This is a genomic window from Sphingobium sp. RS1 (genome assembly GCF_056156825.1).
The window spans coordinates 189,923-214,463 of sequence record NZ_JBLZXE010000001.1; the positions used below are offsets into that span (position 1 = coordinate 189,923).

The 24,541-nt window shown below is 65.3% G+C and carries 30 protein-coding genes; 26 read left to right on the top strand and 4 right to left on the bottom strand.

Translation table 11 applies throughout. From position 1 onward, the window contains the following. Nucleotides 1-95: 95 nt before the first annotated feature. The 13 genes from ACNHGR_RS00975 (at nucleotide 96) to ACNHGR_RS01035 (ending at nucleotide 6,843) form a co-directional block, all read left to right on the top strand. Nucleotides 96-608 (top strand): hypothetical protein, encoded by a 513-nt coding sequence (locus ACNHGR_RS00975; RefSeq protein ID WP_026002487.1) that lies wholly within the window; start codon nucleotides 96-98, stop codon nucleotides 606-608. A gap of 2 nt (nucleotides 609-610) precedes the next feature. Continuing rightward, the gene (locus ACNHGR_RS00980) at nucleotides 611-1,081 is read left to right on the top strand and encodes a DUF6878 family protein (protein WP_011950454.1); all 471 of its coding nucleotides are present in this window, start codon (nucleotides 611-613) and stop codon (nucleotides 1,079-1,081) included. Between the two features lie 3 nt (nucleotides 1,082-1,084). Continuing rightward, nucleotides 1,085-1,477 carry a DUF6915 family protein gene (locus ACNHGR_RS00985; RefSeq protein ID WP_017183642.1) on the top strand — a complete coding sequence of 131 codons (393 nt, stop codon included), beginning with the start codon at nucleotides 1,085-1,087 and terminating at the stop codon, nucleotides 1,475-1,477. 33 nt (nucleotides 1,478-1,510) lie between these two features. Then, on the top strand, nucleotides 1,511-1,771 hold the full coding sequence (locus ACNHGR_RS00990; RefSeq protein ID WP_017183643.1) for a type II toxin-antitoxin system Phd/YefM family antitoxin: 261 nt from the start codon (nucleotides 1,511-1,513) through the stop codon (nucleotides 1,769-1,771). Further along, nucleotides 1,771-2,181: a type II toxin-antitoxin system VapC family toxin gene (locus tag ACNHGR_RS00995; protein WP_011950451.1), complete on the top strand. Its 411-nt coding sequence runs from the start codon at nucleotides 1,771-1,773 to the stop codon at nucleotides 2,179-2,181. The genes ACNHGR_RS00990 and ACNHGR_RS00995 overlap by 1 nt, the downstream gene beginning before the upstream one ends. 190 nt (nucleotides 2,182-2,371) lie before the next feature. Beyond that, complete coding sequence (locus ACNHGR_RS01000; RefSeq protein ID WP_011950450.1) at nucleotides 2,372-2,686, top strand: DUF7673 family protein; 315 nt, start codon at nucleotides 2,372-2,374, stop codon at nucleotides 2,684-2,686. Between the two features lie 41 nt (nucleotides 2,687-2,727). Then, on the top strand, nucleotides 2,728-2,925 hold the full coding sequence (locus tag ACNHGR_RS01005; protein ID WP_017183644.1) for a hypothetical protein: 198 nt from the start codon (nucleotides 2,728-2,730) through the stop codon (nucleotides 2,923-2,925). Between the two features lie 192 nt (nucleotides 2,926-3,117). Further along, nucleotides 3,118-3,813: a hypothetical protein gene (locus tag ACNHGR_RS01010; RefSeq protein ID WP_011950449.1), complete on the top strand. Its 696-nt coding sequence runs from the start codon at nucleotides 3,118-3,120 to the stop codon at nucleotides 3,811-3,813. Between the two features lie 12 nt (nucleotides 3,814-3,825). Further along, nucleotides 3,826-4,110 (top strand): hypothetical protein, encoded by a 285-nt coding sequence (locus tag ACNHGR_RS01015; RefSeq protein ID WP_011950448.1) that lies wholly within the window; start codon nucleotides 3,826-3,828, stop codon nucleotides 4,108-4,110. A 77-nt stretch (nucleotides 4,111-4,187) separates the two neighbouring features. Then, nucleotides 4,188-5,126 (top strand): hypothetical protein, encoded by a 939-nt coding sequence (locus ACNHGR_RS01020; protein WP_011950447.1) that lies wholly within the window; start codon nucleotides 4,188-4,190, stop codon nucleotides 5,124-5,126. A 108-nt stretch (nucleotides 5,127-5,234) separates the two neighbouring features. Beyond that, nucleotides 5,235-5,507 carry a hypothetical protein gene (locus ACNHGR_RS01025; RefSeq protein ID WP_011950446.1) on the top strand — a complete coding sequence of 91 codons (273 nt, stop codon included), beginning with the start codon at nucleotides 5,235-5,237 and terminating at the stop codon, nucleotides 5,505-5,507. Continuing rightward, the gene (locus ACNHGR_RS01030) at nucleotides 5,504-6,070 is read left to right on the top strand and encodes a hypothetical protein (protein WP_011950445.1); all 567 of its coding nucleotides are present in this window, start codon (nucleotides 5,504-5,506) and stop codon (nucleotides 6,068-6,070) included. The genes ACNHGR_RS01025 and ACNHGR_RS01030 overlap by 4 nt, the downstream gene beginning before the upstream one ends. A gap of 221 nt (nucleotides 6,071-6,291) precedes the next feature. Then, entirely contained in the window at nucleotides 6,292-6,843 is a 552-nt protein-coding gene (locus tag ACNHGR_RS01035; protein WP_011950444.1) for a DUF736 domain-containing protein, read from the top strand. 123 nt (nucleotides 6,844-6,966) lie between these two features. On the opposite strand, the gene ACNHGR_RS01040 is transcribed toward ACNHGR_RS01035, so the two are convergent. Then, nucleotides 6,967-8,247 carry a SulP family inorganic anion transporter gene (locus tag ACNHGR_RS01040; RefSeq protein WP_011950443.1) on the bottom strand — a complete coding sequence of 427 codons (1,281 nt, stop codon included), beginning with the start codon at nucleotides 8,245-8,247 and terminating at the stop codon, nucleotides 6,967-6,969. Between the two features lie 2 nt (nucleotides 8,248-8,249). Next, the gene (locus ACNHGR_RS01045) at nucleotides 8,250-8,564 is read right to left on the bottom strand and encodes a helix-turn-helix domain-containing protein (protein ID WP_011950442.1); all 315 of its coding nucleotides are present in this window, start codon (nucleotides 8,562-8,564) and stop codon (nucleotides 8,250-8,252) included. A gap of 173 nt (nucleotides 8,565-8,737) precedes the next feature. Here ACNHGR_RS01045 and ACNHGR_RS01050 point away from each other — a divergent pair, with 173 nt between their 5' ends. The 7 genes from ACNHGR_RS01050 to ACNHGR_RS01080 all read left to right on the top strand — a co-directional run bounded on the left by ACNHGR_RS01050 (nucleotide 8,738) and on the right by ACNHGR_RS01080 (nucleotide 15,577). After that, nucleotides 8,738-10,558 (top strand): phosphoenolpyruvate carboxykinase (GTP), encoded by a 1,821-nt coding sequence (locus ACNHGR_RS01050; RefSeq protein WP_011950441.1) that lies wholly within the window; start codon nucleotides 8,738-8,740, stop codon nucleotides 10,556-10,558. Between the two features lie 15 nt (nucleotides 10,559-10,573). Beyond that, on the top strand, nucleotides 10,574-10,882 hold the full coding sequence (locus ACNHGR_RS01055) for an alkylphosphonate utilization protein (RefSeq protein WP_011950440.1): 309 nt from the start codon (nucleotides 10,574-10,576) through the stop codon (nucleotides 10,880-10,882). Nucleotides 10,883-11,490: 608 nt separating this feature from the next. Then, on the top strand, nucleotides 11,491-11,820 hold the full coding sequence (locus ACNHGR_RS01060) for a single-stranded DNA-binding protein (protein ID WP_011950439.1): 330 nt from the start codon (nucleotides 11,491-11,493) through the stop codon (nucleotides 11,818-11,820). Between the two features lie 58 nt (nucleotides 11,821-11,878). Next, the gene (locus ACNHGR_RS01065) at nucleotides 11,879-12,208 is read left to right on the top strand and encodes a hypothetical protein (RefSeq protein WP_011950438.1); all 330 of its coding nucleotides are present in this window, start codon (nucleotides 11,879-11,881) and stop codon (nucleotides 12,206-12,208) included. 32 nt (nucleotides 12,209-12,240) lie between these two features. After that, nucleotides 12,241-12,843, top strand: a complete 603-nt coding sequence (locus ACNHGR_RS01070; protein ID WP_011950437.1) for a hypothetical protein — start codon at nucleotides 12,241-12,243, stop codon at nucleotides 12,841-12,843. Between the two features lie 901 nt (nucleotides 12,844-13,744). Further along, nucleotides 13,745-14,824, top strand: a complete 1,080-nt coding sequence (locus ACNHGR_RS01075; protein ID WP_011950436.1) for a DUF2493 domain-containing protein — start codon at nucleotides 13,745-13,747, stop codon at nucleotides 14,822-14,824. Between the two features lie 186 nt (nucleotides 14,825-15,010). After that, nucleotides 15,011-15,577, top strand: a complete 567-nt coding sequence (locus ACNHGR_RS01080) for a hypothetical protein (protein WP_017184750.1) — start codon at nucleotides 15,011-15,013, stop codon at nucleotides 15,575-15,577. Nucleotides 15,578-15,583: 6 nt separating this feature from the next. On the opposite strand, the gene ACNHGR_RS01085 is transcribed toward ACNHGR_RS01080, so the two are convergent. Then, nucleotides 15,584-15,844 (bottom strand): hypothetical protein, encoded by a 261-nt coding sequence (locus ACNHGR_RS01085; protein ID WP_017184751.1) that lies wholly within the window; start codon nucleotides 15,842-15,844, stop codon nucleotides 15,584-15,586. Nucleotides 15,845-16,428: 584 nt separating this feature from the next. Between ACNHGR_RS01085 and ACNHGR_RS01090 the strand changes: the two genes are divergently transcribed. Beyond that, complete coding sequence (locus ACNHGR_RS01090) at nucleotides 16,429-17,244, top strand: hypothetical protein (protein ID WP_011950433.1); 816 nt, start codon at nucleotides 16,429-16,431, stop codon at nucleotides 17,242-17,244. Nucleotides 17,245-17,615: 371 nt separating this feature from the next. Continuing rightward, nucleotides 17,616-17,840 (top strand): hypothetical protein, encoded by a 225-nt coding sequence (locus ACNHGR_RS01095; protein ID WP_011950432.1) that lies wholly within the window; start codon nucleotides 17,616-17,618, stop codon nucleotides 17,838-17,840. A 119-nt stretch (nucleotides 17,841-17,959) separates the two neighbouring features. On the opposite strand, the gene ACNHGR_RS01100 is transcribed toward ACNHGR_RS01095, so the two are convergent. Continuing rightward, nucleotides 17,960-18,178, bottom strand: coding sequence for a hypothetical protein (locus ACNHGR_RS01100; RefSeq protein WP_026002696.1), 219 nt, complete (start codon nucleotides 18,176-18,178; stop codon nucleotides 17,960-17,962). Between the two features lie 481 nt (nucleotides 18,179-18,659). Here ACNHGR_RS01100 and ACNHGR_RS01105 point away from each other — a divergent pair, with 481 nt between their 5' ends. The 4 genes from ACNHGR_RS01105 to ACNHGR_RS01120 are packed head-to-tail and all read left to right on the top strand — an operon-like array spanning nucleotide 18,660 to nucleotide 24,541. Beyond that, nucleotides 18,660-18,950, top strand: a complete 291-nt coding sequence (locus ACNHGR_RS01105) for a hypothetical protein (protein WP_011950431.1) — start codon at nucleotides 18,660-18,662, stop codon at nucleotides 18,948-18,950. Then, nucleotides 18,940-21,246 carry a type IV secretion system DNA-binding domain-containing protein gene (locus ACNHGR_RS01110; RefSeq protein ID WP_011950430.1) on the top strand — a complete coding sequence of 769 codons (2,307 nt, stop codon included), beginning with the start codon at nucleotides 18,940-18,942 and terminating at the stop codon, nucleotides 21,244-21,246. The genes ACNHGR_RS01105 and ACNHGR_RS01110 overlap by 11 nt, the downstream gene beginning before the upstream one ends. Then, complete coding sequence (gene mobF, locus ACNHGR_RS01115; RefSeq protein WP_011950429.1) at nucleotides 21,246-24,290, top strand: MobF family relaxase; 3,045 nt, start codon at nucleotides 21,246-21,248, stop codon at nucleotides 24,288-24,290. The genes ACNHGR_RS01110 and mobF overlap by 1 nt, the downstream gene beginning before the upstream one ends. A 50-nt stretch (nucleotides 24,291-24,340) precedes the next feature. Next, nucleotides 24,341-24,541, top strand: a complete 201-nt coding sequence (locus tag ACNHGR_RS01120; RefSeq protein WP_011950428.1) for a hypothetical protein — start codon at nucleotides 24,341-24,343, stop codon at nucleotides 24,539-24,541.

Below are 24,541 nucleotides of genomic sequence, written 5' to 3' on the forward strand. Positions count from 1 at the left end.
TCTTCGCGGAGCGGGGGCTTTTCGCAATTTCCCCGGCCGTGCGGCCGCAGAGGAGAGGGGGCTTGGGCTGGTTGCTCACCGAATTGGAGAAGGCCATGTCCGACATCATCGATCTGGGCGGCGCGCCAGCGAACGAGGATTGCGCCCAGCTCGGGCACACATCCGACTTCGAGCGATTGAACCGCCTTGAGGTCGCCACCTACCGCGCGGCAATCATCGCCCGTTTCGGTCCGCCGCCTGACGGCTGCGCGCTGCTCACATTGACCAACCGGCACGATTTCGGCGTCTATTACACGCTCGGTCTCAAGGTCGATGCAAGCGCCACGCGGCGCGATTCCACCGTCGCCACCTATGCGGAGACCGTCGAGAACGGCCTTGGCAGCTGGATCGAGGCCGGCTTCGCCGCGCCGGTCTGCTATGAGGACGGGGAGGCCCCCAAGGTCGAGCGAAGCTCGATCGACGACATCGTCATGGGGGCGCTCCTCGCCACGCGGCCCGGCCCCGACGGACACTTCCCGGTCGCCGACTTCGCGATACTCCACCGCAATCTGGCTGCAGGCTATCCCCGCAGCGCCGAGGCCGCACAGCGCCTCCCCGAGGAGATTTGACCATGACCGCGACAGATCAATCTGCCGATGCCGCCATCACCGATCCGATCGAGGCCGAGTTGCAGGCGGCCCTGTCCGCCGTGCGGACAGTCGAGGCGCGCTGCAAGGATGCCTTCCTCCCGCATCTGCTCGATCATGGCATTGTCCGTGTCGAAATCCACTACGATGGCGGCGGCGACCAAGGCAGCGTCGGTGATGTCAATGCCTACACGCTGGAAGGCGAGATCGCGCTGCCGCGCATCCTCTGCGATCACCATAGCCTCGCCTATAGCGGCGAAGTGTCGACCCGCACGATCGACCTCGAGGATGCTCTGAGCGCCTTCGTCGACAACGCCATCTGCGCGCGGCACGCCGGCTGGGAGGACGGGGAGGGCGCTTATGGCACCATCGCCATAGACGTCGCCAGCGGCGCGGTGACCCTCACGCACAACAGCCGGTTCATCGACTATGACACGACCGAGGCGGAGCTATAGGCGATGTCGCACTGCTATTATCACGCGCTCAGCTCCGTGAAGCGCTGGGGCGGCGAGGCCGAGGACTATCTGCCCCTCCACCAATGGTTCGACGAGTCGAAGAAGATCGTCGCGGACCCCCGCCACCGTTCCTTGCGCCACCATGCAGAGGGCATATTCATGCTCGAGACGGTCTTCGGCGTGACGATCCGAAACGCTGATGGACGGGATATCCCGGTGCGGTTGATCGGGGAACAGCACGTCCAAGAGGATCTTGGCCGTATTCCCTCCTTCGCTGACTGGGCGCGGCTCATCCAGCCGATGCCGTGGATTCTTCGGGGCAACCCGGCCGGGTCACCGGGATTGGATCCAGATGTTGAAAACATGTGCCGGGTTGCTCCAGCGACGCAATTGTAGTAACATGGCTACATGCCCAAGTGCGAGGCTCTTATGAACATGACAACCATTTCAAGTCGTGACTTCAACCAAGGTGCGAGCCGGGCAAAGAAAGCTGCCCGCAAGGGCCCTGTCTATATCACCGAACGGGGCAGGCCCACCCATGTGCTCATGACGATCGAGGATTATCATCGACGGCAGGGCAAGAAGCCCCGCAGCTTGCTCGCGACCTTGGCGCAAGCCGGCGACGATGCTGACTTTGACTTCGAACCCAGCAAGCTGGATCATATCGTCCGACCGGCGGATCTGGATTGATGTTTCTCCTAGATACGAACGTCATCTCCGCGCTTCGCAGACCTGAACGGCTGCCTCCCGAGGTGACATCCTGGGCGGACGAAGCCGATGTCGACCAGTGCTACATTTCGGTCATATCGGTCCTCGAAATTGAACTAGGCATTTTAGCCAAGGAGCGCGTCGATGCTTCTACCGGCCGCATTTTGCGGACATGGTTTCAAACCGACGTGCTGGCGGCGTTCGATGATCGCATCATCCCGATCGACACCGAAGTCGCGATGCGGTGCGCCGCATTGCATGTGCCGGATCCCCAACCGGAGCGGGATGGTCTGATCGCCGCGACGGCGGTTGTGCATTCGATGACGCTTGTTACCCGCAACGTTGCGGATTTCGAGCGCACGCCGGCCAACCTCCTAAATCCCTGGCATTGAACTGGCGCTGAGCCGAAGTTGATTTGAGGTGACAGACCATGAAGTCTCGGCACAAAGATCCGAAAGCAGGCGACACATCCAGGCGGGAAGTGCTGCGCCTCCCCGACTTCAATGCAGATGATCGCAAAAATGTTGCAGCTGCTCGTCCTCCGGTAGCAGCGGACGCTTTCAATGAAGAAACGCGGCCGGCGTGACCGCGGCACCCTTCGGCAAGGCCGCTGCGGGAAAAGCTCTCGATCGCCTGATCGATCTTGCCCGGTCCGACACGGGCCAGGCGCGCCGCGCCGCCAACTTCCTGCTCGCCTGGTGGAATGGCGAGGATTGCGGTCATTTTCCCATCGCCGATCTCTTCGGTGTCGATGCGACGATCGCGACCCATATCACGACCATCATTGGATTTCTTGGCCAGCATGAAGGTGCGATCTACCCCGATGCCTTCGGTCGCAAGGCCGAGATGATCGAACTGGTCGGGCGCTGGCGCGACTTCGCCGACGAGGATGGCTGAGCGCTCGCATCGGGACGCTATCGGCGCTATTGTCGAGTCCCATGGCCGAGCTTGATCCCCACACGCTGCGCGTCGCCGCTTCGCTCGTTCGCTCGCGGATCGAGACCATAAAGCTCGACGGGCGCATGGACGGGCTCCAGCGGTTGGGTGCGCACCGTACGCTCACCCAGCTCGCGGTGGATCTCGAAGTGTCGGCCGACCATGTCGGGCCTCCCCGCCGGCGCAAGCGTACGAGCTGAACGCGCCAACCCGGCGGTGACGCCGGCCGGGCCTTCCGACCATCGCTGACCGAGGCCGAGAAGCTTCTCCGCACGTCTTCTGCCGTCCGCGCTCCGCGCACGGGGAGGGAAGGGGGGAAGAGGATGGCGGCCGGGCCTGTCTCCGAGGCCGGGGACCGGCCTTGCGCCGCACGCCCTTCCTGAGGAGCCATTATGGCCAACCATTTTACCAAGGCGAGCTTCACCTTCGCTGTCACCGATGCCGAGGCCGAAATCTTCCGGCATGTCGGCGAGGCTGCCGAGATCGTTGGCGATTCCCGCCTCGCACCCGATCAGCGCGCTGCAGCCTATGCCGACCTTGGCGCGGGCTTCGCCGCCTGTTTTCCCCCGATCGACTCCGATCCCTTCGGCGGCTTCCTCGCGATCTTGAGCGATCCCGATTATCCACGGCTCGGCTTCTCCGTCCAGGTCGATCCGTCGGATGGGACAGGGCGGTGCAAGGTCTGGCTCCATGGCGATCAGTTCGACGTAGAAACCGCCGCGCAACTGATCCAGAAGGTCGCGAAATCCGCGCTGCCGGCCGGCTTCGAATATTGCCTCGATTGCGACCGCCTGCGCCCTGGCGAATTCGGCGGCGGCTATGTCGTGATCCGCGAGGATCGCTTCGAATTCGCCTCATCGGCCCAGCTCCTCGAGCGGGCGCTTTCGCGCGAGCACCGTGAAGGCGCCGACGGCTACGTCCTCACCACGCGAGATGCTGAAGAGGGTCTGCTGTTCTGGAACAATGACACGGGCTTTGGCGAGCTAAGCACCGCAACCGTGTTCTCCGAAGCCGAGGCCGGCCGTTTCGACGTTCCCATCGCCCATGATCAGCCGGAATGGCTGGCCATGCCGGCGCCGATCTCCTGAAGGAGCCCGCCCATGCGCTTCATCATCGCTCTCTACGAGATCGACCGCGCCTATGGTGGGCCTGAAGAAGGTGCCTGGTGGTACGATACCGGCGAACTGGCTCGATTGCTGGCGCTCGCGCCCACCGAGACCCGCGCCGTCCAGCTTGCCGATCGCGCCAATCGCCTGCTCGAGCGGTTACAGCGCCACCGCCGCCGCGTCGATTCCGTCCTCTACGACGGTGGGCGCTATGCCGCCATCGTCTTCGAATGGACGGCGCCGCCGGCATTTCCCGAAGTCCGGCCGCAATACGCCTGACCACGCACGCGCAGGCAACCGGTCCGCGCCTGCTCCCTCCTGACCCCCCAGACCGACCATCCCAAGGAGGATTCTCCATGTCGACCTATCATGTCGCCTTCACGGCGCGTGTCCCTCACTGGATTCTCGAGCACGCCGAGGCCGGGAACACGGACCGTGCGCGCAGCTGGATCCTCTTGCAAGGCTGGTATGAGCGCCGCAGGCTCGAATGGAACGCCACGCTTACGGTGGAACCGGACAAGGCCCACTCCCCGATACGCCATGAGGTCATTCTCGATCTCGATTGTCCCGAAACCGACAGGCCCAGCGCCGCCTCGTTCGCGTTCACCGTCAAGGTAGGCGTTCGCCATGGCGAGGATCCGATCCACAAAGCGCGCCGCGTGCTCGATCTGTCCCGCCGCCGTGACTCGCTGTGCCGCAAGGCCGACCGCTGGGACGTTCTGGACCGCGGCTCGTTTCGCGCCGTGCGCGGCAGTTCGCTGATTGGACCGATGCCGCCGCAGTGGCCCATCGACCGGACGCTGACCGCCTTTTCGAGCCATCTGGGGAGCTATGGACAAGGCGGGGTCGGCCTCGCGGGCTGGCAATGCAACGGGGGATCATGGATGGTGCTGCCGCTGACCTACTCCGACGGATGGATCTGGCTCACGCGCGAGGAGATACGGCCAGCGCCGGACCATCGGTCACTTGCGATCGCTGTCGATCAGCGAATCCTCGGTGTGCATCCCGATCAGCTCGCGGACTTCCCGCCCTGGGAGCATCGCTATGCCGGTCAACATCAGATCCTCGACATGCCTGACTTCGGAGCCGAAAGGCCCACAATCCTGCGGTTCGACGCGAGCGAGACCGGCTTCATCCTCGAGGCCGCCAACGGTCCGACCCGCTGGCGCTTCGCCATGGGCGACGACCTACCGCGCCCTGTCTGGGGCGGTTCGCGGAAACCGCGGCTGCTGTGCGAGGGCGAATCCGTCGCCGAGGCCTTCTGCCTCGCCCATGATTGCTATCTTGAAGTCTGACCGGGGTCACGCACGTAGCACTCGCCCACGCGCTACCGCGATCGTTGCTGTGACCGCATGCCATCGGTCGCGGCCCGCTGACCTACCGCTTCCGACATGGAGGATCACATGATCGTAATTTCAGGCCTGCGATGGAAGGTCCTGGCAGCCAGCGCCCCAGCCTGCTGCGACCCGGCAGATGTATGCCGCGAGGCCGTCGAACACTGCAACGCCTTGAGGGTCGGCATCGACGTCAGCTTCCGCGACAACATCATCGAAGCCCGGCCCGGCAGCGATCCCGCGCAGCTCGCCGACATCTTCGAGCGCCGCGCGGCCGAGCTGGCCAAGCCGGTCGGCTCTCCCTCGTCCGACCACGTTCAGTCCCAAGGGGAACGACCATGACCACCATCGTCCTGAGCAACGGCCATTTGCGCACAGAGACCGCCGACGCGGCGATCGACGCGCTGATCGAGATCCTGCGCGATCATCCGCTCAACCGTCTGTTCGAAAAATATGGCGACTTTGTCGAACGCGACGCCCGCAATCTGCGCGGCGAATGGCTGGAAGGCGTCGAGAATGCCGTCAGCTTCTTCGGCAACTTCTTCGATCGCTCTCATATCTTCAGCATCGTCTCGAACGATCCGGATCATGTCGACCGGCTCTGCACGGCGATCGCGGCCAACAGGCAGCGCGCCGACTATCTGCGTCAGCCGCCGCCTTATGATTCCGACAAGCTGGTCATCGAGCGCAAGCGTTTCAGCGTCACCCAAGGCGAAGTGCTGCTGACCTATAACGGCCAGCGGATCGAGCAATATGGCGACACGATCCGGCTCAATGGTCGCGGCGACTATGACGGCCATGACGACCATTACTGGCACGGCATCGCAAAGCGCGACCTCGCCCGTCGCCATGTCGAGGCCTTCGACCGCAGCAGGACCGCGAGCGAGCGGCCTGCTTCCTTGTAGCTGTCATCGCCCAGCCAGTACCGGCGGCCCGGGGCGGCCTGACCGCTTTAAGGCGATCAGCGGCATCCCCTCACAGATCCATTTTCGCCCCGAGGCCGCGGAAGCGGGCCTCGGATGTGGCGCTTGCGCGCCTGCTCGGCCGAACGGCCGAGGAGGGGAGTGGGGAAGGAGGAAGTTGGCTCGGACACAGTGTTCGAGACCGGCTTTCAGGAGACTTTCCCATGAATATCGGTTCGATCAAGCAGAATGACGCCGGCATTTTCGTCGGCAAGATCGCGACGCTGACGATTGCCATGACGATCGCGCTGCGCGAGGTGCACTCGGCCAATCCGAAGGCGCCGAAGTACGAGGTGCTGGCGCTGTCGGCATCGCGGGCGTGGGTGCAGGTGGGTGCGCTGTTCGAGCTTTTCTCTAACGGCACGGGCGAGGCGTTCCTCAACGGCAAGATCGAGGATCCGAGCCTGGCCGCGCCGCTCTACGTGTCGGCGTTCCGTCAGGAGGACGGCAGCTACAACGTCGTGTGGTCGCGCCCGACGCGCCGCCGCGACCTCGCCTCGGAGATGGCGCCCAAGGCCGACGAGGGCCTGCCGCCGCTGCCCGGCGCCGACGAGACCGCCGGCCCCGCCACACAGGGCACCGAAGCCGGCCTCGGACAGTCCTCCGCAAGCCATGCCTTCGGCTGCGAGCCGCAGCAGGAACAGCAGCAGGAAGGCGGACGCCGGCAGCGTCGTCAGCGCGCGCCGGAGCAGGCGGAGGAGCCCGAAACCGTCTGAACCTCCCCGTGCCCGGTCCCACACCTCCAGGCCGGGCACACCCTCCCGCTGGGCTCGCTTCGCTTCTCGCGAAGCGGGCCCTGTTTTCATTTACCCGGCAGCCCGCACGTCTGCATTCCGGCTTCAGTCTCCCTCTTGCGGAACCCGTCGTCGTGCCATGGCCAGCAGCGCAGCGACGACGCATCCCGCGACGATCCCGAAGGTCAGGTCCTTGACCAGGGTCAGCCCAAAGGTCGCCAGGAGCACCAAGGCCGTGGGCCAGCTGCGGATCAGGCGCAGAAACTCCGCCTTCTCGGCCATGTTCCAGCACACCACCAGAAGGACGCCGGCGAGCGCGGAGAGCGGAACGTACCGTGCGAGCGGTGCCGCGACGAGCATGAAGAGCAGGACGAACAGCGCGTGCATCATGCCCGACAGCGGACTGATCGCGCCGGCCCGAATGTTGGTTGCTGTGCGTGCGATCGTGCCGGTGACGCTGATCCCTCCGAACAAGGCGGACACGATATTGGCAAGCCCCTGCGCAACAAGCTCCATGTTGGAGCGATGCTTGCGCCCGGACATGCTGTCGGCGACCTTCGCTGACAGCAGACTTTCGACGCCGCCGAGCAGCGTAAACGACAGGGCCGACGGCAGCAGCTGGAGAACCAGCGCCCACGACAGCTGCGGCGCCTGCGGCGTCGGAAGCCCACGCGGGATCTCTCCGAAACGGCTGCCGATCGTCTCTGCCGGAAGCTGCAGCCAGGCGGCAGCTATCGAGGCCAGGACGACCGCGATCAGCATACCGGGCCAGTTCGGCCGGAACCGGCGCACCACGAAAATCAGCGCGGCGCATCCCAGGCCGAGCACCGCGGCCGCGGGCGTCACCGTCGAAGCCGCGTTGCCCAGCCCCACCAGCTTGGGGATGAGGGGGCCAGGTTCCGCTCCGTCGAGATGAAGACCGAAGAGGTCCCGGATTTCTCCGGAGAAGATCGTCACCGCAATGCCGCAGGTGAAGCCCACCGTCACCGGATGGGGAATATGGCGGATCAATGAGCCCAGCCGCGAAAGTCCAATCAGCGTCAGCAGGGCCCCGGACAGCATCACGGTGACGAGGAGGCCGTTCAGACCGAATTTCGTCGTGGTCGCCGCGACCAGAACAATGAAAGCCCCGGCGGGACCCCCAATCTGATAGCGGCTACCGCCCAAGGCCGAAACGAGGAATCCGCCGATGATCGCGGTATAGAGCCCTCGCTCGGGCGACACCCCCGAAGCCACGGCGATCGCCATCGACAGCGGCAGAGCGACGATCGCGACCGTCACGGCGGCCAGCACGTCCTTGCGAAACGACGAGAAGGAGTAGCCCTCGCTCAGGACCGTGAGCAGCTTCGGCCGGAAGAGATGCGATGTCGCCGTTCCGTCAGGCATCGCTATGACGCCGACGCATTGTCCGGCGTGCGCCGCACGGGCTCGCGCAGGGTCGGGCTGGTGGGATCGCGCAGCCGGACGCCACGCCCGCCACTCGTGCTAACGCTGTTTTCCCGGATGAGTTCGATGCCCTCGCGTTCGAGCGCGTCGACCACCTTGGTCAAGGTGTCGACGACGCCCCGGACATAGCCATCGCTCGCCGCTTCCATCCGCTGGATCGTGGGAAGCGATACGCCGGCGCGCTCGGCGAGCGTGCGCTGGTCGATTCCGAGAAGCGCGCGCGCCGCGCGAAGCTGGGCCGGAGTGAGCATCGGCATGATGTAAAATACATCAGAAATGACGTCAAGGATCGCTTAAAAGCGTTGTAGAGTATCTATCATGCTATCCTAAACTTGCTTTCAGCGCCATCAAACTGCTAACGCTCAGGCACCCAAACCACCTTTTTAACCGCGCGCGCTCGACGCGACGCCCAGGTATTCGGAGAGTTTCGATGTCGGACGCCCTTATCGCTGAAACGCTGGCCGCCCCGACTCGCCATCGTCGCCTCGCCGCCTGGGTGGACGAGATCGCCGCCCTTACCAAACCGGACCGGGTCCACTGGTGCGATGGCTCCGAGGCCGAGTGGGACGCGCTTACCGCGCAGCTCGTCGCCGCCGGAACCCTGCGCCGCCTCGATCCCGCGAAGCGTCCCAACTCCTTCTGGGCCGCATCCGATCCACGCGACGTCGCGCGCGTCGAAAGCCGCACCTTCATCTGCGCCGAGGACGAGGCCGACGCCGGCCCTACCAACAATTGGCGCGCACCGCATGAGATGCGCGATACGCTCCACGGCCTATTCGACGGCTGCATGCGCGGACGCACCATGTATGTCGTGCCCTTCTCCATGGGGCCGATCGGCTCGCCCATCAGCGCGCTCGGCGTGGAGATCACCGACAGTACCTATGTGGTGCTCTCGATGCGCGTGATGACGAGGATGGGCGCACCGGCGCTGGCAGCCCTGGGCGATGACGGCGAATTCGTTCCCGCGGTCCACTCGGTCGGCGCTCCGCTGGCGCCCGGCCAGGCCGACGTCGCCTGGCCCTGCAACGAGACCAAATATATCGTCCATTTCCCTGAAACGCGCGAGATCTGGTCCTATGGATCGGGCTATGGCGGCAACGCCCTGCTAGGCAAGAAATGCTATGCGCTGCGCATCGCCTCGGTCATGGCCCGCGACGACGGCTGGCTTGCTGAGCATATGCTGATCCTCAAGCTGACCTCGCCCGAAGGCGGCGTGCATTATGTCGCCGCCGCTTTTCCCTCGGCCTGCGGCAAGACCAACCTCGCCATGCTGCAGCCAACCATTCCAGGCTGGAAGGCCGAAACGATCGGCGACGACATCGCCTGGATGCGCTTTGGCGACGATGGCCGGCTCTATGCCATCAATCCCGAGGCCGGATTCTTCGGCGTCGCACCCGGGACAAGCGCAACGACCAACGCCAATGCCCTGGCCAGCCTCAACGCCAACACGATCTTCACCAACACCGCGCTCACCGCCGACGGTGATGTCTGGTGGGAGGGCCTGACGAAGGAGCCGCCCGACGGGCTTACGGACTGGCGCGGCCAGGCCTGGTCTCCCGATCTCGGGACGCCGGCCGCCCATCCCAACGCGCGCTTCGCCTGTCCCGCCGGCCAGTGCCCGGCCATCGCACCCGAATGGGAGGATCCCAAGGGCGTCCCGATCTCGGCGATCCTGTTCGGCGGCCGGCGCGCGACGACCGCTCCGCTCGTCACCGAGGCCTTCGACTGGCAGCACGGTGTGTTCCTGGCCTCGAATGTCGCCTCCGAAGGTACGGCTGCGGCCGAGACCAAGATCGGGGATGTCCGCCGCGACCCCTTCGCGATGCTGCCCTTCTGCGGCTACAATATGGGCGACTACTTCGCGCATTGGCTCAAGCTGGGAGCAGAAGCAGCGGATCCAGCCAAGCTGCCACGCATCTTCTACGTCAACTGGTTCCGCAAGGATGCCCATGGCCGCTTTCTCTGGCCCGGCTTCGGCGACAACGCCCGCGTCCTCAAATGGATCGCGGACCGGCTCGACGGGTGCGTCGAGGCGGAAGACAAGGCCATCGGCCGCCTTCCCAATAGGCACGACCTCGATCTGCAGGGGCTCGATCTGTCGGATGACGCGGTCACCGCCTTGCTCGCCGTCGATGACGATGAATGGCGCGCCGAGGCCGAGCGCATCCGCCGTGACTATGCGCGCTTCGGCGACCGCCTGCCCGCCGCCTTGACCGCCGAACTCGGCGCGCTCGAAGCCCGTCTGGCGTGAAGGGCGCCATCGATCGTGACCGACGCAAACGACGACTATGTCTATGACGAAGCCTCTGGCGACTGGATCACCGCTGCCGAGGCAGCCGTGAATGCCCGGACCGCCGAGACGATCGAGGTCCGCGATGCCGTTGGCAACGTCCTCGCCGATGGCGACAGCATCATCACGATCAAGGACCTCAAAGTGAAGGGGGCGGGGCAGACCCTGCGCAAGGGTACCGTGATCAAGGCGATAAGGCTGACCGGCGACGCTCAGGAAATCGACTGCCGCTACGAAGGCATCAAGGGCTTGGTCCTGCGCGCGGAATTCGTCCGCAAGCACTGACATGGCTGGCGAGGCTTCGCCGACCGCTCCAAGGACGAAGCAGGCCGGTGCCCCGCGGCCCGATGGTCATGGAGCCTGACCGAGTTGCGTGGACGGCGTCAGAACCTGCGCCCATCGCCGTCCACGCGGCCGGTGATCATGCCCGACCACTTGGCGCCGCGCCCTTCTCGTGTCTGGCGCTAGCCGAGCGCCGCCCGGCATGACCTGACGGCGTAACGCCGCCGTGGAAGGCGCGCCGATGTCAAGCTGCGACGCAGGCCGTCCCCGACCATTTGGGCACCGATGAATGTCTGACGCGCGCTGCAGTCGTGCTGCCGGCGTGTCTCGCCGTGGCGGGTCCGTGTGAAGACCGTCCATGCCGCGCGCCTTGCCGATATCACCGCGGGGCCATCCGCTTGTCTGGATGAACGCTACGCCCGTGCGGGATCCCCGCAACCCGCCATTTTCCGACCGTGTTGAGGCCTGACGGCCTCTGCCCGCACCACTCGAAAAATGGGGGTTTCCCCGCGCTGAAGCGCAGGTGCGGTGCCCCCTCGATCACGGGCCTTCGCGATTGTTCATCCCAGCGGGATCGGCCCGCTGGCGTGAAACGCGAAAGGCATCAGGCCATGAACAAGGTTTTTCTCTCGGGCCGCATCACCTCGGACATCACCCGCTTCGGCACGGACAGCAAGGGCGGCGTCAGCTTCAGCCTCGTCACCTCGAAGCCGGTGATCAAGGACGGCCAGGTCCAGAAGGACGACAACGGCTACACCGAAACCTACGACGAGTTCCATCAGGTCAAGGCCTTCAACGGCCTCGGCAAGTCGGTCGCCAACAACAAGAAGAAGGGCGACAAGCTCCTGGTGGTCGGCGAGATCCGCTACAGCCGCAACGAGCGCGACGGGCGCACCTACTACAACACCGACATCGTCGCCGAGGAAATCGAGTTCCTCTGACCGTCTCCCGGGCGGTCGCTCGCGGCCGCCCTCCACCTTCCTTCAGATGGAGAGCAAGATGTTCACTCTCACCAGCTTCGACGACATCGCCGGAATCGCCCAGGGCGTCGAGATCACCAACCCCAACATGGTCGAGCGCATCCGCCGCGCGGCAGACAGCCTTAACCGCCACGAGATCGCCGCGCACCTCGGCCAGGCGATCACCGAGGCGACCGACGCCGCGCATGTCCGCGACTTCGAGGAAGTGCAGTTCGGCGAGGCGAGCGCCGATGCGATCGTCGATTGCGAATATTACGAAGATCTCGCCGCAGCCTGGTCGCTGATCGCCAGCGAGCATCAGCTGACCATTCCCCATTCCATCTTCGCGCACGACGGGTCGGTCCACTGACCCGTCACACGCCTTTCGAACGGAGTACCGTCATGATCAAACCTGCCCCTTCGAACACCGCCGCCGCCCATTGCTACGGCATCGTCCTTCACCATCGGCTCGCCTGGTGGCTGGTCGAATTTCCCGAACTCGACGCGGCGCCGACCGCCGCGCGCAAGCTTTCGGGCAAGCTCACGCCGGGCATGGCCGACTGGCTCCGCTCCGAGACCGGCGATGCCGGTCTCGCGGCCGACGTCGCTGCGCTCCATCCCCAGAGCCGGTGCTGGTCCGGCGAATTCTCCTACCTCCCCGCGGCCGGCGCCGCCGACCAGATCGACATCGATGCCCATCCCTGGGGCAGCGAAGCCGGTGAACTCGAGACCCGGCTCGCGCGCACGATGATCGATGCGACACTGCATCCGGTTCCCGCGGGCTTCATCTCAGTCTTCACGGGCCTACCGCCGGAGAACCAGCCCGTGCTCGCGATCAGGTTGAGCGGCTACACCTGTTCGACCTTCGAACTGCTCACCGCCCGGCATATGCCGACCTATCGGCCGCGGTCGCCCTGGCGCGACATCTCGGCCGATGCGGTCAGCGATAGCGGCAGCGACATCATCGGCTGGCAGCCGGCGGCCGACTGGATCAGGCCTATCTGATCCGTGCGGCGAAGCCGGCGAGTGTCGTTGGCTTCGCCCTGCCTTTCGCTCGAGCCTGACTATCATCTGCCCGCGCGAGCGCACAGCCGGGCGCCACCACCGCTGGTGGCGTTTTCCACTTGCCGTGCCCACCTCCCGGTGAAATCCGGACGCCGGCGGCTCCTGTCGTGACCCGGCTCTCATGCGTGCCGCAGGTTGTGCCGCGCCTTGTGCCGCGTGAGGTTCATCGCCCTGCCGCGAGCCGCGTTCACTGCGCCCGGGCCCTATCGCTCAGCCCCGTTCGGACATGCGGGCGCGAGCGTGTCAGCCGGCGATCGAACTGCCTCGCAGCCAGCTCCTCAATCCAGGTGATCGATACCGTGACGCCCCAGGACGTCAGGCACCGGGGAGGTTTGCGGTGACCATCCAGTGCCGGGCGGGCCGGCGAGGTTTTGCCCGGACAAGAAGAAGAGAAGAGGGTTTCGGCGCATCCCGCCCAACGCTTCGCGCCGGGCGGGACCGGGGCTCTATTCGCTAAGCCGCCGCCCGCGCGTACCGCACGTGCCCCGGCCAAGCTCACGGAGCCAGGCCTTCGGCCCGTCTCCGCCCATTCGGGTGACGAACCCGCTTGCGGGATTCCCCCGGTGAGGTTTGAAATCCCTATTCCTCTCTTGTGTCTGCCTAGTTTGGCATGCGGGGTTGGCAGTCCGTCGAGGATGAGCGGTCCCCCCAATTTTTTCGTGCGGCCGCTGCCGCGCCCACCCGAAAAAAATCGGTTCCCCCGCTCCCCGCTGGTGCGGCGTCAACCGGGGTCCGGCCGCGGCCGGCTTCCCGGTTAACGTCCCCGACCTCCCTGACCGCCGCATGTCCTGAACAAGGCCTCATCGCGTGGATGAGACATCCAAAAGCCACGGAGGCCAACATGTCCAAGTCCTTCTCGAACTTCGCCGATTTCGCCAGCTTCATCGCCAGCGAGACGGGAACCGACCAGCGTAGCCCGCTCTACGAAGCCGCCTTCATCGAGCATGACGAGCGCGCCAAGCTTTCGCCTGTCGACGAGAGCGAGCAACTGGAAATGCCCGATCCGGAACAGAGCCGAGCCGCCGTCGAAATGGTGATGGCGACGCTCTTCGATGTGTTCCGCGACACCCGCCTCGAACCCTTCGCGAGCGATCTCGCCTGGGGCTTCGTCAACAGCTTCCATGTGGTGGCGAAGCGCATCAGCGACCGCGAGGACGATGCGGCCAAGGAGCTTGGCGAACTCGCGCGCAGCTTCGATCCCAGCGAAATCTACGCATCGCAGATCGAGGAGGCGCAGCTGCTCTGCCAGACGCTGCAGGGGTGCCGGGATGCCATGGAATGCATGCGCGACCACGCCGCCGACGTCTACCGGGTCGAGACCGGACGGCCCTATTCGCCGACGCGCGGCAGCCGGGTCTCGAAGGGCGTCACCGCCTCGATGATCGACGCCCGAGACTATCTCGCCGCCCGGATGCGGGAACGCCGTGAGCAGTTCGCTCCGGAAGGTCCGGTCGTTGCCTTCTCGGGCGGTCAGGTCTGGGAGGATCATGACATGCTCTGGAAGGGTCTGGACTCGATCCTGGCCCGCATCCCGGAGATGATCCTCGCCACGACAGCACAGACCAAGGGCTGCGATGCCATCGCGCAGGCATGGGCAGCAGCACGCGGCGTGAAGGTCATCATGTTCCGCCTCGACCGCCGGCTGGGGGCCAAGGCCGCCTTCGTCCGCAACGATCGGCTGCTCGCCCTCAAGCCGGTCGAAGCTGTCGTCTGCGAAGGCTCCGGCATCCAGATGAACCTCGCCCAGAAGCTGCGGCAGGCAGGCGTTCCCCTCCACATCGTGAAGCTCGAACCGTCAGCCAAGCCGCAGCCCGCCCAGCCCACCGGCAGAACCGCAAAGTCGCGGGACGAATTCGATCCCTGGACCCAGGACGACTATTACGCCGCCATGGTGAACGGCGGTGGTCGCCGTCGTCGGTGACGCGTCCGGGAGAGGCTCCGGCAATCGCCGGGGCCTCTCCTGCTTTTTCGCTGCGAGGATGCGGTGCGCGGGGGCATCGAACCCCCGCGCACCGCCGGGCGCTGGCGCGCGCCGCACGGACAATACCCGAAAGGGCCAAGGAAAGAGGGGAGAGGCGAGGCGCTTTCAGCCGAGGAGACCAAGCCCGTGTCCATCCTGTTCCGCATCACCGAGCCGGCCGACGATACAGCCTCGCCCAGCGCCATCATCACAGCCCGCAAGCTTGCGGCTTTCCGCCGGTTCCTCCGTTCCGAAGGAGATCGTATCGGCATCGCGCTGCTCGAACCCGACGAATATCTTGGCGACAGCTTCGAGGCGCGCGTCTGTCCACTCGCGCTCGCCGCGATCACGGGCATTTTCGACCACGAGGCCACTGTCATCGCAGTCGTCGAGGAGGCCCAGTTCAGAGGCAAGCGCATCGCGATCCATCACTGCCCGAGCAGCGCCGAGATCATCCTGCGCGTCGCCCTCACGTCCGATCAGGGCGTCGAACTCGATCTCGCCTACGGCAATGCCTACGCGCTGCTCGAAGCGCTCGCGATCGAGCCTGACAGCGTCGGTGACATCCCCATCGATCTCCTACGCGCCCGGCTGTCCGATCCGGCCACGCCGAGCCGCGCGGCGCTGCGCGGTGTCGGTCATTACCTGCCCCGACTAGAGCGTCTCGTCGCGAGCGCGCAGGAGCGCGAGGCTGCCCGCTTCGCATGGGCCTGACATGCGTTAGTCCCGGCAATTCTTCTCCGGCGGGATCCTGTCGGTCCTTCGACGCATGAGGCTGTCGATCGCCGCCTGTAAATGACAGGTCGCCATCTGCTCGCCAGCTTGCTCGAGCGCCGCCATCGCCTCACGCATCAGCACGACTGCGAGGGCCCGGCGGACGTTTGAATCGATTCCCTGCGGATCATATATGTCGATTGATTCCGGCGTGCGCGGTGCGGCTTTCGCGCGGCGGGGAACAATCTCTCGTCCCGAATTGGTCATCCCCAGGCTCCCCGCAATGCGCAAAGGTCGAACCCTTGCTCAAAACTCCCGCGCACGAGGCGCGGGAGCCGGGGCTGGTAACACGTCGAGACATGCGCCTACGCTTTTAGCACCAAGGCACCTGGACATATGCGCAGGCACCCCGGCGTGAGATCACACCGAGCTGCCTTTCTCGACGGGATTACCAGTCCCGGCGCCACGGCCTTCGCGGCGCAAACAGCCACCTATCACAGACATGGGAAGACACCAAGGTGGGTCGTCTGAACAGCGAGCCACAGTGCCTTGCCGGCAGGCACGGACACGTGCCTAAGATGGGAGACGGGACCCAAGCTCTCTCACATCTCGGCATCAGACGAGGCTTCATCGCCAAAGCATGACGCTGGGTGTCGATCGGCCGTCAAGGATCAGCGGTCCCCCCAATTTTGCCGGCCGGCGCGCTGCGCTTCCCGGCGACAAAATCGGCTCCCCCCGCTGCCCGCTCACGCGGCGGCCATGCCGTCCCTGACCGCCTCAACACCGCGTCCAGATGAGCCCATCCTCATCGATGCGAGATGGGGAGCGCACCATCATCAACGGAGGCTTCGATGGACAATCTTCACCACTCCCTGCGCACGCTGTTCAGCACCCCATTCTGTCCAAACTGCACGACCCTCTTCGACGCCGAGCAATATGATCATGTCGACGAACGCGCGCGCTGCTCGCACTGCGGAACCGTCTATCGGATCCCCGACGACCATGTGCCGGACAATCCGGATGACGACATCGACGACGTCCGGCCGGATACCGCCCATATTGTCCAACCGCACGAGCCGGGCTACTGGCCAGCGCAAGCGACTGGCTTCCGGCTCATTCGCCTGCTCGAAAGATATCTCGCACTTACCCAGACCTGCGGGCGCTTAGTCAGCGTTGCCCAAACCTCCACCGAACGGGATTTCTTCAGGGCCGAGCATGACCGGCTCTACCGCCTAACTTGCCGCATCGCACGCCAGGTCGCCCGATCGAACGGCTACGCGATCCTTCGAGCACTCTCGGACGATAGCCCGGCCTATCGCGTGGTGATCCAGAACCAGCCTATCGCTCTATCCGGGGGTTCGTGCATCAAGGAGACGCCGCAGTTTCTGACCCTCGAACAGTTGCGTGCCGACGCGGAACGGCTCGCCGAAGCGGAGATGCGGGCCACCGCCGGCGCGACGTACGAACTCTACGCCCGCCAGTTCTCCACGGCCTGTGCACGCGCCATCAACAAGCTTGATCCGGACCTGCGCCGCTACGCCGTCAAGATCGCCAATGACCACGGCTACATCGCGGGCGAGGACGAGCGATATGCCGACTTCGGACCCGGCCTATGCTCCCTGACCGGCATCGACGAACACTATTGCCATTGCGGCCGTCACCCCTGACGGCAGCCGGGACCGGGCCACGCGCTCGGTCCCGTTCTTTCGACGAGATGGCTCGATGCCCCGGCTCGCTCGCGTGCCATGCGGACCCTTCGGTCCGCACGTCGCTACGCCTCGGCCGAGGTCTCCCGACGAGAGGGAACATCTCTCACAGTCTTCCCATTCTGTCAGACGTCCGAGGCCGCCTCAAGGACGGCGGGGCCCCACGATTTTCTTCGGCGGATCGAGGGGAGGCGCTCGTCCTTCGGCGTGGTGGCCGCCGAAGAAAATCGTGACCCCCACCGCCGCTTCGCGGCCCGCTTCGCGGGTCCTTGACCCGGCCTCGGCCGCCTGACGCGCCGCTCCTGTCATTCAAGACAGACAGGAGCGAATCCATGCAGATGATCTCGACCAGCGCCGCCGCCGACAACGCCGCCTTCTTCGCAGCCATCGCGAACGCCGAACGCCGCGCGCTTCACAGCTACTTCGACCAGCACGTCGTGGCGGACGACGAGGCGGGCTACATCACCATCGACGAGGGCGATTACGGCGCGCTGCCGATGACGATCATCGACCGGATCGTCCACAGCGTGCCGGGCGGACTGCTCGACGAATATTGAGGCAAGACGGGGAGGGGCGCGCACGCGCCTCTCCCTTTTTTTGTGTGGCGATGTTACGGGCATGGGGGGCATCGAACCCCCCATGCCCGTGCCGCGACAAGGGTCGCGGCGGGGGCTGTTCAGGCCGTGAGGCGCTTTTCCACTTCGTCGATGCCGAGCGACCGGATACGGGCAACGAGCCCACCCAATCGCTTGCCGTCGAGCTTCAGCAGGCCGGTCTTCTCAAGAGCCTGGATCGCGGCCTCGCGTTCCTTCTCTTCCAGCCGTTGCCGTCGCTCCTCGAGCTTGCGGCCTTCCTCTTCTATCGCTGCTCTTTCCTGTTCCAATGTGCGTGCCATGAAGGGCCTCTCGGTTCACGCTGATCGGGCTATGAACAGGCCCACTATAAGCGCTCACCGGCCATGCCGGAAGCACGGAATGCGCGCCCGCCAAGCGGTTGGTCAACTGCCGCAACCATGGCTTTCCTTCCGTCCACCGGACGGCCTGGCGTCCCGCCGGAGGCGCTTCCCCATGCCATTTGATCGCGTCACAAGACGCCCCGGGGAGTGGATCAGCCCTGGTGCAGAGAAGCACACCGAACGCACCTCGGTGCATTGGGTTCTGGAACAATTCCAGCGACTTATGGCGGTCTTGGTGCGTGTGCGGCTGTGGGACAGGATTTCGCTGCCCACAAAACACACGAAAATCGGCCATTTCAGCGTGTTACACGAGAACACGCTCCGCGCCGCGCATGCGATTTTCTTGCTCCACCGACACGATTGCGCTATAAGTCGGATCGGTTTCTGAGACCCCACCAGCCTCCCTGCTAGGAGGCTCGGTTTGACCATTCCCTACAAGCATTGCTCGGTCCGGCTCGACCGGAGCAAATATGATCGCCTCGTAGCGCTCGCCGCGGAGCGCGGATGCACGCCGTCCGACCTGCTGCGCGCGGCCGTCGATGCCTTCCTGGGATCCGGCCAGCTCTTGACCTCAAGCCACCGTCGGATCGCCCGCATCAGCGAGTTCCAGCATCTCGCGCTCGACATCATCATCCGCGAACAATTCCCCGAATATCGCGACCGCATCATCGCGGAAACCGACAAACGTCTGGAGCAATATCATGGCGCGTGAGGACATCCGCACGGACGGGCGTCCCGTCCCGCTCACCCATCATTCGGCGCGCGGCCGCGTGCAGCGCAATGCCGGCAATTTCACCCGCGGCAGCCAGCTACTCACCCATGAGATGCTGATGTGGTTCTCGGGCGCCAAGCTGCCCTTCATCCTCTGGTTCTTCGCCTTTCTCGCCGCCTGGTTCATCATCATGTCGCTCAAGCTCGACGAGCATGGTTTCCAGCTCGTCTGCATGAAGGTCTATGCGACCCTCTGGAACTGGATCGACCTCAATCCGAACAAGCGCGTCAACGTCACGCTGCCGAACGGCGACCTCATGCGCACCGTGATGAAAGCGGTGCCCTATATTCCCGAGGTCATCACAGCCTGGGCCGTCGCGATGCGGGGCCTCATCGGCGCTTTCCTGATCTCGGTCTTCATCACCATTCCGGCCGCCATCTGGTTCGTCGACATCTCGCATCGGCGCGGCCGTTCGATCCTTCAGGAACGGCATGAACGCGGCGCCATGCTGGTTGATCGCAGCGTGCTTCTGGTGGAGATCAACGAGCATAACCGGGTGAAGTTCGAAGAGGAGGCGGCCGACCTCTTCCCCGGCCTGTCCTCGCGGCAGGTTCTCGCGCTCCCGTTCCGAGCGCGCAAGGAAGCCGGCATCCATCATCCCTACACGCTCGCGGGCATCCCCTTTCCGCACCGCACCGAACAATCCCATGCGATGCTCATCGGCACCACCGGATCAGGCAAGACGACCGAGCTCAGAAGCCTCGTCACCCAGATGCGCGAGCGCCAGGACACGGCCGTCATCTTCGATCTCACCGGCGCCTATGTCGAAGCCTTCTACGATCCCACACGCGACACGATCCTCAATCCCATGGACGCGCGCTGCCCGGCCTGGTCGATCTTCAACGATTGCCGCACCCACAGCGAATTCACGGCCGCCGCGGCGGCGCTAATCCCTTCGGATGGCGGTTCGTCCGAACCCTTCTGGGCGCTCGCAGCGCGCACCCTCTTCATCGAGATGTGCATTCGCCTGATGGAGCGGGGGCAGACCAGCAATCTGGCGCTGTCCGAGAACCTGATGACGGCCGACCTGAAGCGCGTCCACCGCTTCCTCGCCAACACCATCGCCGACCCGCTCACTGCCCCCGAAGCGGCCCGCATGGCGGAATCGATCCGCGCCGTCTTCAACACCAATGCGCAGGTCCTTCGCTTCCTTCCCGACGAGGGCGAATCCTTCTCGATCCGCGACTGGATCACGCGGGACAAGAAGCCCGGATCGATCCTGTTCGTGACGTCGAACTATGTCGATCTGCCGATGAACCGGGCGCTGCTCACGCTGTGGATGGATCTCGCGATCAACCGGCTGATGACGCTGCCGCGCACCCGCAGCTTGCGCACCTGGTTCATGTTCGACGAGCTTGGCGCACTGCATCGCCTTCCGGCGATCGAGAATGGTCTCCAGACGGCGCGCGCGTTTGGCGGCGCGATGATCCTGGGCATCCACAGCTTCGAGAAGCTGGTCGAAGTCTATGGCGAGCAAGGGGCACGCAATCTCGCCTCGCTCGCCCGCTCCAAGCTCATCCTCGCGACGGCCGATCTCGACACGGCCGAGCAGTGCGCGCGCTACATCGGCAACCGCGAGGTTCGCCAGATGGATGAGGCCTATAGCTACGGCTACAATAACACCCGCGACGCTTCGACCCTGACCCCGCGCAAGCAGGTCGAACCACTCGTCATCGCCGATGACATCACCAACCTGCCCTCGATGCACGGCTTCGTGAAATTCCCCGACGGCTTCCCCGCCGCGCGCATCCTGCTCGAGTGGAAGGACTATCCCCAGGTCGCCCAGGGCTTCGTCCAACGGCCCGATGTCGGGCCGGTACGCTCAAGGCGCGGAGAGGAGGTGTTCGAGGAAGACGGGGCAGGGGAGGCGGGCGGGCGCGACGGCTCGTTGCAGGTCGTGGAGGAAGTGGCCGAGATCACCAATCTCGCCCGCGATCTCGCCGCACGGATCCTGTCGGCCGAGGTCGAGGAGGAGGACGATGCCGCCCGCCGCGCGGCGCAGCGGGCGGACGACCGGGACGAACAGGCGACGCCTGGCACGCATAGCGCGGACAGGGCGCAGGCGGCGCGCGCCAGCGGCGAGGAACAGCCGGTTTCCGCGCGCGACCGGGACGATCGTCGTGATGGCCACCGGCACGGGGAGACGAGCCCACAGGTCGAGGACCAGACCCTGATCGAGCTGCGCCACGACTTCTCCACCGGCCGCGAGGATGACGGCATGGACATGGGCATCTGATGCTCTCGGTCGCCGGCGTCCGCTCCGCTTCCGGTGCCGCGAACTATTTCGCGAAGGACGACTATTACACGGTCGAGGGCTCGTCCGAGATCAGCGCCTGGGGAGGGGAGGGCGCCGAGGCGATCGGCCTGTCCGGAGAAGTCTCGAAGGACGCCTTCGAGGGCGTGCTGAACGGTATCCTCCCAAGCGGCGAAGCGGTCGCCCAGGTCGAGAACCGGCGCGCCGGCTACGACCTCACCTTCTCCATGCCGAAGTCGGCTTCGGTCATGGCCTATGTCGCCGGCGACAAGCGCGTGCTTGACGCCAATATGGCCGCGGTCAAGGCGACCATGGCCTGGGTCGAGAAGAACCTCGCGGAAGGGCGTCGCGACATCGAGGGGCGCAAGGTCCCGGTCCAGACGGGCAATCTCGTCTACGCGCTCTTCCAGCACGACACGAGCCGGGCGCTCGATCCGCAGGCCCACATCCACGCCGTCATCGCCAACCTCACCCGCATGCCCGATGGCAAATGGCAGGCACTCCACGCCGACAAACTCTGGAGCCACAACAGCATCATCGGCTCGATCTACCATGCTTTCCTGCGCGCCGGGCTCGAGCGGATCGGCTATCAGGTGGACCTCAAGGGCAAGCATGGCACCTTTGAGATTGCCGGCGTTCCCAAGGCGGTCATCGGCGAATTCAGCCAGCGCCGCGAGGAGATCCTCGATCACGCAACGCGGCTCGGCATCAAGTCGCCGGAGGGCCTGCGCGAAATCACCAAACGCTCGCGCGATCCCAAGCTCGACGTCGAGGACCGCGCCGCGCTGAAGCAGGGCTGGATCGACCAGGCCGCTGCCCACGGCTTCGACGGCAAGGACCTGCGGGCAGCAGCCGAGGCGCGCGCCGGGATGGCGTCTTCGGAAAATGCTCTCGAGCGCGGCTACCGCGCCATTGTCGATGCCGTAACTGGTGCCCGCCAGACGCTGGGTGCGCTGCTCCGCCCCCAGGACCCTTTAGTGGACAATGCGCTCGCCCGCGCGGTCAAGTCGCCAGCGGAAGCGCGCGCGCAGCTCGCGGTCGCGTCCGCCGTCCGGATCCTCTCCGAACGTGAGGCCGCATGGCCCGTCAATCTGCTCGGCAAGACCGCGCTCGATCTCGGTCTCAAGGGCGTCACCGTCGACCTGATCGAGAGGCGGATCGACCGGCTCGTGCAGAACCGTCAGCTCATCCCGGGCGTCGCGACAGCCGCGGACCGGACTGGCCGCATGGTGACCACGCAGGAGGCGCTGCGGACCGAAGAGAAGATTCTTGCCGCCGTCGAGGAGGGGAAAGGGAAGTCCGAGCCAATTGTGGCGGCCGCCGATGCGCCGCAGCGATTGCAGGATGCCGCCGAACGGCCGCTCAATCCTGGGCAGCTCGCCGCCGCGACGATGATCCTGTCATCCGCCGATCGTACCGTCTCGGTGCAGGGCGCCGCCGGCACGGGCAAGTCCACCATGCTCCAGGCGGTCGCGCGGGTCGCCGAGGAGGAGGGCGCCCGGATCACCGGACTTGCCTTCCAGAACAAGATGGTCGCGGACCTCGCCGAAGGGGCGGGCATCAAGGCCCAGACGATCGCTTCCTTCGTGCTCGCCAACGAGCGGTTCGTGACCGAGCGTGACACGCTGGGATATGAGGCTGCGCGCGAGAAGCTCGCCGGTACCATGCTTCTCGTCGACGAAACCTCGATGGTGTCGTCGAACGAAATGCTCAAGCTCCACCAGATCACAGCAGCCTTGGGCGTCGACAAGCTCGTTCTGGTCGGTGACCGGCAGCAGCTCTCTTCGATCGACGCGGGCAAGGCCTTCGCCATGATCCAGGCGGGCGGCGGCACGATGGCGCGGATGGATCAGAATATCCGCCAACGCACCGACCAACTGCGCACCGTCGCGGCGCTCGCCAATATCGGCAAGGCCGGCGCGGCGCTGAAAGTGCTGGGGGACCGTGTCGTCGAGGCGGGGGAGCCGGCCGCCGCTGCGGCCGACATGTGGCTCGAGCTCTCCCCTGGCGAACGGGAGGCGACCGCTGTCTTCGCTTCGGGCCGCGACGCGCGCGCCGTCATCAACCAGCGCATCCAAGATGGCCTGATCGCGGAAGGGAGCGTCAAGGGCCAGGCGATCCATCTCACTGTCTTTGAGCGGGTCAACACCACGCGCGAGGAGCTGCGCTATGCCTCGACCTACCGTCAGGGCCAGACGCTCGAGGTCGGCCGCGGCGGCGCGCAGGACGTCGGGATCAAGGCGGGACGCTACGACGTCCTCAAGGTCCACGCCAACGGGAAGGTCGAACTGTCGGACGGTCGGCGCAGGATACGCTTCGATCCCCAGAAGCTGTCGCCGACCGAGCAGCGCGATCGCCTGCAGCTTTCTGAAAAGAAGGACCTTCAGCTGCGCGAAGGGGACCGCATCCGCTGGACGGCCAACGACAAGCAGCGCGGCCTGCACAATGCCGCGCTTGCGCGCGTTGTGGGCGTCGATGCCGATGGCGTGAAGGTTGAGACTGCGGACAAGGTGCTCCTCACGCTCAGCCTCGGTGACCCGATGCTATCTCGGCTCGACCTTGCTTATAGCCTTAATATGCACATGGCCCAGGGGATCACCACCGACAAGGCGATCACCGTCATGTCGTCGCATGAGCGCAACCTCTCGAACCAGCGCCTCTTCAACGTCGGGGTCACGCGCGTGCGCGACGAGCTGACAATGGTCGTGGACGACAAGGAGAAGCTCGCGCGGCAGCTCGACATGAATCCCGGCAACAAGACCTCCTCGCTCGAGACGCTCGGCCGCCTCGATATCGACGGCAGGAAGGGGCCGGGCGCGCAACCCCGCGAGAAGTTCGATCCCGGTCCGATCGACGGCGTCAACCTGTCCGATCTTGCTCCCGTTCCAAGCGATCTGCCGCCTCTGCCCGATGGCGCGGCATCTGCGCCGGCCGCGAAGGCCCCACAAGCGCCGCCCGATCTGAAACCCGATCGCGGCGATCCGCTGCCACCGCTGCCCGAGCGCAGCCTCGGGCTCGACTTGTGAATGGAGAAGTCGCCGGCGTGGTGCCTGCGGCGAAGAGAAGGAGACGAACGATGGGTTGGGAATTCGATGAGGCTGGCAAGTTCGGGAGCGAACGGGCAGCCGAAGACTATGCGAAGCGCAACAACATCGATCCGCGTGATGTCCAGCTGACCCGCAAGGGTGAGGAGGTCGAACTCAACATCCGCCGGTCGGCCCTCGATGGCCGTAAGCTGCGCGACAATGGCGAAGGTCGCCGGGACGGCTGGGGCTGA

Bases quoted from the DNA above. Each gene is read 5' to 3' on its own strand.
- ACNHGR_RS01095 (WP_011950432.1), top strand. From the start codon at position 17,616: ATGCAGATGATCTCGACCAGCGCCGCCGCCGACAACGCCGCCTTCTTC.
- ACNHGR_RS01060 (WP_011950439.1), top strand. From the start codon at position 11,491: ATGAACAAGGTTTTTCTCTCGGGCCGCATCACCTCGGACATCACCCGC.
- ACNHGR_RS01025 (WP_011950446.1), top strand. From the start codon at position 5,235: ATGATCGTAATTTCAGGCCTGCGATGGAAGGTCCTGGCAGCCAGCGCC.
- ACNHGR_RS01045 (WP_011950442.1), bottom strand. From the start codon at position 8,564: ATGCCGATGCTCACTCCGGCCCAGCTTCGCGCGGCGCGCGCGCTTCTC.
- ACNHGR_RS01010 (WP_011950449.1), top strand. From the start codon at position 3,118: ATGGCCAACCATTTTACCAAGGCGAGCTTCACCTTCGCTGTCACCGAT.
- ACNHGR_RS01015 (WP_011950448.1), top strand. From the start codon at position 3,826: ATGCGCTTCATCATCGCTCTCTACGAGATCGACCGCGCCTATGGTGGG.
- ACNHGR_RS01065 (WP_011950438.1), top strand. From the start codon at position 11,879: ATGTTCACTCTCACCAGCTTCGACGACATCGCCGGAATCGCCCAGGGC.
- ACNHGR_RS01050 (WP_011950441.1), top strand. From the start codon at position 8,738: ATGTCGGACGCCCTTATCGCTGAAACGCTGGCCGCCCCGACTCGCCAT.
- ACNHGR_RS01075 (WP_011950436.1), top strand. From the start codon at position 13,745: ATGTCCAAGTCCTTCTCGAACTTCGCCGATTTCGCCAGCTTCATCGCC.
- ACNHGR_RS01085 (WP_017184751.1), bottom strand. From the start codon at position 15,844: ATGACCAATTCGGGACGAGAGATTGTTCCCCGCCGCGCGAAAGCCGCA.
- ACNHGR_RS01030 (WP_011950445.1), top strand. From the start codon at position 5,504: ATGACCACCATCGTCCTGAGCAACGGCCATTTGCGCACAGAGACCGCC.
- ACNHGR_RS01070 (WP_011950437.1), top strand. From the start codon at position 12,241: ATGATCAAACCTGCCCCTTCGAACACCGCCGCCGCCCATTGCTACGGC.
- mobF (WP_011950429.1), top strand. From the start codon at position 21,246: ATGCTCTCGGTCGCCGGCGTCCGCTCCGCTTCCGGTGCCGCGAACTAT.
- ACNHGR_RS01100 (WP_026002696.1), bottom strand. From the start codon at position 18,178: ATGGCACGCACATTGGAACAGGAAAGAGCAGCGATAGAAGAGGAAGGC.
- ACNHGR_RS01040 (WP_011950443.1), bottom strand. From the start codon at position 8,247: ATGCCTGACGGAACGGCGACATCGCATCTCTTCCGGCCGAAGCTGCTC.
- ACNHGR_RS01090 (WP_011950433.1), top strand. From the start codon at position 16,429: ATGGACAATCTTCACCACTCCCTGCGCACGCTGTTCAGCACCCCATTC.
- ACNHGR_RS01110 (WP_011950430.1), top strand. From the start codon at position 18,940: ATGGCGCGTGAGGACATCCGCACGGACGGGCGTCCCGTCCCGCTCACC.
- ACNHGR_RS00980 (WP_011950454.1), top strand. From the start codon at position 611: ATGACCGCGACAGATCAATCTGCCGATGCCGCCATCACCGATCCGATC.
- ACNHGR_RS00995 (WP_011950451.1), top strand. From the start codon at position 1,771: ATGTTTCTCCTAGATACGAACGTCATCTCCGCGCTTCGCAGACCTGAA.
- ACNHGR_RS00990 (WP_017183643.1), top strand. From the start codon at position 1,511: ATGAACATGACAACCATTTCAAGTCGTGACTTCAACCAAGGTGCGAGC.
- ACNHGR_RS01005 (WP_017183644.1), top strand. From the start codon at position 2,728: ATGGCCGAGCTTGATCCCCACACGCTGCGCGTCGCCGCTTCGCTCGTT.
- ACNHGR_RS01020 (WP_011950447.1), top strand. From the start codon at position 4,188: ATGTCGACCTATCATGTCGCCTTCACGGCGCGTGTCCCTCACTGGATT.
- ACNHGR_RS00985 (WP_017183642.1), top strand. From the start codon at position 1,085: ATGTCGCACTGCTATTATCACGCGCTCAGCTCCGTGAAGCGCTGGGGC.
- ACNHGR_RS01035 (WP_011950444.1), top strand. From the start codon at position 6,292: ATGAATATCGGTTCGATCAAGCAGAATGACGCCGGCATTTTCGTCGGC.
- ACNHGR_RS00975 (WP_026002487.1), top strand. From the start codon at position 96: ATGTCCGACATCATCGATCTGGGCGGCGCGCCAGCGAACGAGGATTGC.
- ACNHGR_RS01120 (WP_011950428.1), top strand. From the start codon at position 24,341: ATGGGTTGGGAATTCGATGAGGCTGGCAAGTTCGGGAGCGAACGGGCA.